The following is a 2977-nucleotide window of genomic DNA, read 5'->3' as shown; positions in this document are numbered from 1 at the left end:
AAAAAGTTATCGCTTTTTTCAGCGATTCGATTGTAGTATTTGGTTTAGTAATTTTAATCGTGGGCTTTGTCAGTATGTGTTCTCCGTATAACAATCCAATCAACCTGACACAAACTCGCGGCCATTGTTCGTGCCTCACAAAGTGTAGGCCACGTGTTTGTGCAGGCTATTAGGGGCGTTATGTGTCTTTAGGAAGATGATGAAATTAGAAGGGGCAACTCTATATTGGAATACTCATAGATTTGCTATTTTATCGATAGTTTTGATCGGTTTAGTGCCAGCTACCTTTTTAGGTTATGAGCATGGAGTGCTAAGTGGATTGCTGTTCTTTTTAGGTATTATTTGCATGTTTTTATTATCAACCATAATTCCGTTCATAAAGTCACATAGGTCAAAATATGGCAAGAGTCCGTTTTAAAGCTCAGCCACATAACAAGTTGCCTAATATCGCCGCAAAAAGCGCGGCTGGGACAAATACTCACTGGGCTTCGCCCAACAACGTTCACATTTGCCCATTGGCAAAGCGTTAGGGTGCGAATGAGTAAAGTTCTATTTAGTCTTGTTGTTTTGTTAATGTTTTTGACGTCTTTTTACCAATTTTTCGTCATTCGACTTAGTATTGGTCATTTTACTTGGGCCGCAGCAGGATCGCTCATACAACTTAGTATACTATTATTGATAGTGGCGATAGTGGAGAAGTCACAATCCACTAGGCTAGCAAAAGTAGCCTTCTATTCTGTATTTTTCTTCTTATTTTGCTTTACTCATTTTTTTAAATTGAGAATGGATATACCCGTGGCGATCTTACTTTTATCAACTTCAACTTTGTATCTGCTTTCCTTCATATGGTTTAAAAAATATAACAAAATTGTACTTTCTGCTTTTGTGTCATCATTGTCTTTTTATCTCTTAACAATGATAGTGTTACCATTCTTCATTTATTTACAAATTCTTCCTATTGTCTGGCATGATCAAGAATTTGTGATCGGCCAGTTTTTTTCACAAAGCAATAATGTACTATTTGCATTATATGGTGCTGGCCCTTCTATCGCGGCAGTCTTAGTTGGTGGTTATTTTGCAAAACGCACCTAACAAGCACATTATGTTCATTCGCTGCGCTCATTGGGACGCATACTCGCTGGCTCGGCTCATTCTTCGCAAGTATAGCCAGCAAGCCTGCGCCCCATATGTGAAGCGTTATACGTAATTATGCATACTAAGCTCGCTGCAATATTTTTAATCCTAAGTTTTAATTGTTTTGGAAGTAATATGGAACAAGGAAAAGTTGAAACTCAAAAGTTATTTGATGCTGTATTTCCAATAGCTAAACAACTTTTGTTGGAAAATGAAGAGTTCTTTCCATTTGGTGAAATAATGAAACCAAATGGCGAACAAGTTAACTTGTCTGCTTCAAATGGTGAAGAAAGACCTAAATCATCAGAATTAATCGACTTACTTAAAAATCACTACATCGATTCAGCTAAAGCCAAAGAAATTATTGCATCGGCTTTGGTTTATGACGTTATGGTTAATGGCTCTGATTCAATTGCTGTAGAATTAGATCACGTTAGTGGTTATTCAGTTATCGTTGTCGTACCTTACGAGTTAACTAAAACAGAGTTAATTATCGGTGAAATGTTCACGGTCAAAGGTAAAAACAGTATATTTTAGTTTGGTGTATATTACGTATAACAAGCTGTTAAAGCGGGACAAATTACAGTTGGCTGGTTCCGCTCCGCTTCACATTTTAGCCAACTACAATTTGCCCCTTAACAGGGCGTTAGGCATATTAGGAGTAAGCTATGAGTGATATGGACGATGAGTTAATAAAAAAATATCCAATTTGGTTAAGCCTATTGGCGATGTTGAGCACTTTTTCTATTCTTCGACTTTCCCGAGAGTTGGAATTTCCATACTGGCAGGGTTTGGTTGTTGCGTTAGTCGTTGCATTAGGTATTTTTCAAGTTTGGTTTGCTATTCGTAATATTAGATTAAAAAAACTAAAATCTAGCTTTAAAAGTTCAGTAAAATCTAAATCGTAAATATGCCTAACAATCCAATCAACCTGACCCAAACTCGCGGCCATTGCTCGTGCCTCACAAAGTGTAGGCCACGTGTTTGTGCAGTCTATTAGGGGCGTTATACGTAAAAGACCTGCTTATGATGGGGTCAGAGCCTGAAAACTGTACCTTGATTAAGCGTGATCAGTACCTTGGTCCAGTTGTTCCGGCACATTGAATATGGTATTTCTAAAAGCCGTTTCTCGCCTTTCCTTGAGCAAGCTCAGAGCACCGCGAAACGACTTTTAGAAATAGTAGAATTGAAGGCCGCATGGACAGCGTCTGTCCACAGCATTGGCGGTAAAGTTGTTGAGGGCGTGAGCGCAGGTATTAGACGTATAACAAACTAATGAACCGGACGCTTACTCGCTGGGCATTGTTGTTATGTGGTTACGTTTATTGCTCGTAACCGCCGTTTATTAGAGGCGTTATGTGAATAGTGAAATATCTGATGAATATCGACTTTTCAAAAATTGAAAAATACGTCATTGCTAGTGATGTAGGAAGTAGGGATGGCATTGGAGTCGAAATTTACTCAGGTGAAACCATGCTTATGGAAATATTCCGAGATGATACAAAGAAGAAAATGGAAGTTACATTGTATCAAAAAGAGCTAGATTTGGAGTTGGTAGAACAGGCAATCGCTTTGTTTAAAAAGGAAATTCCAAATGAGTACGAGGATTAAATTGGCAAATTCACATAACAAACTGCTCAAGTTCGCAGCAAAAAACGCTGCGGGACAGTTACTCGCTGGCTTCGCCAACAACACTCGCAACTGCCCCTTAGCAGGGCGTTAGGTGATTATGGAAAATTGGAAGTTCCACGATATAAATTTTGAAGGCCAAACCAAAAAGGTTGAGGGTTTGGATATTTGGAAGCACGAATGGCATCCATCTGAGTCTAAAAGTTTTAAAGCC

At 38.7% G+C, this 2977-nt stretch carries 5 protein-coding genes; all 5 read left to right on the top strand.

What is annotated here, in order from left to right; all coding sequences use genetic code 11:
* Nucleotides 1-795 precede the first annotated feature (795 nt).
* The 5 genes from ABD036_RS18860 (at nucleotide 796) to ABD036_RS18840 (ending at nucleotide 2745) form a co-directional block, all read left to right on the top strand.
* On the top strand, nucleotides 796-1092 hold the full coding sequence (locus ABD036_RS18860; RefSeq protein ID WP_343862715.1) for a hypothetical protein: 297 nt from the start codon (nucleotides 796-798) through the stop codon (nucleotides 1090-1092).
* Nucleotides 1093-1269: 177 nt separating this feature from the next.
* A complete protein-coding gene (locus ABD036_RS18855) occupies nucleotides 1270-1671 on the top strand; it encodes a hypothetical protein (RefSeq protein WP_343862714.1) in 402 nt (133 codons plus the stop codon).
* A 131-nt stretch (nucleotides 1672-1802) separates the two neighbouring features.
* Nucleotides 1803-2042 (top strand): hypothetical protein, encoded by a 240-nt coding sequence (locus ABD036_RS18850; protein WP_343862713.1) that lies wholly within the window; start codon nucleotides 1803-1805, stop codon nucleotides 2040-2042.
* 158 nt (nucleotides 2043-2200) lie between these two features.
* Nucleotides 2201-2410 (top strand): hypothetical protein, encoded by a 210-nt coding sequence (locus tag ABD036_RS18845; RefSeq protein ID WP_343862691.1) that lies wholly within the window; start codon nucleotides 2201-2203, stop codon nucleotides 2408-2410.
* Between the two features lie 101 nt (nucleotides 2411-2511).
* Nucleotides 2512-2745, top strand: a complete 234-nt coding sequence (locus ABD036_RS18840) for a hypothetical protein (RefSeq protein WP_343862711.1) — start codon at nucleotides 2512-2514, stop codon at nucleotides 2743-2745.
* Nucleotides 2746-2977 lie beyond the last annotated feature (232 nt).

This window comes from Aliiglaciecola litoralis (genome assembly GCF_039523355.1).
In the GTDB taxonomy this organism is placed as follows: Bacteria; Pseudomonadota; Gammaproteobacteria; order Enterobacterales; family Alteromonadaceae; genus Aliiglaciecola; species Aliiglaciecola litoralis.
Note: the sequence above shows the minus strand (reverse complement) of the source record. Positions and strands in the feature narration are given on the sequence as shown.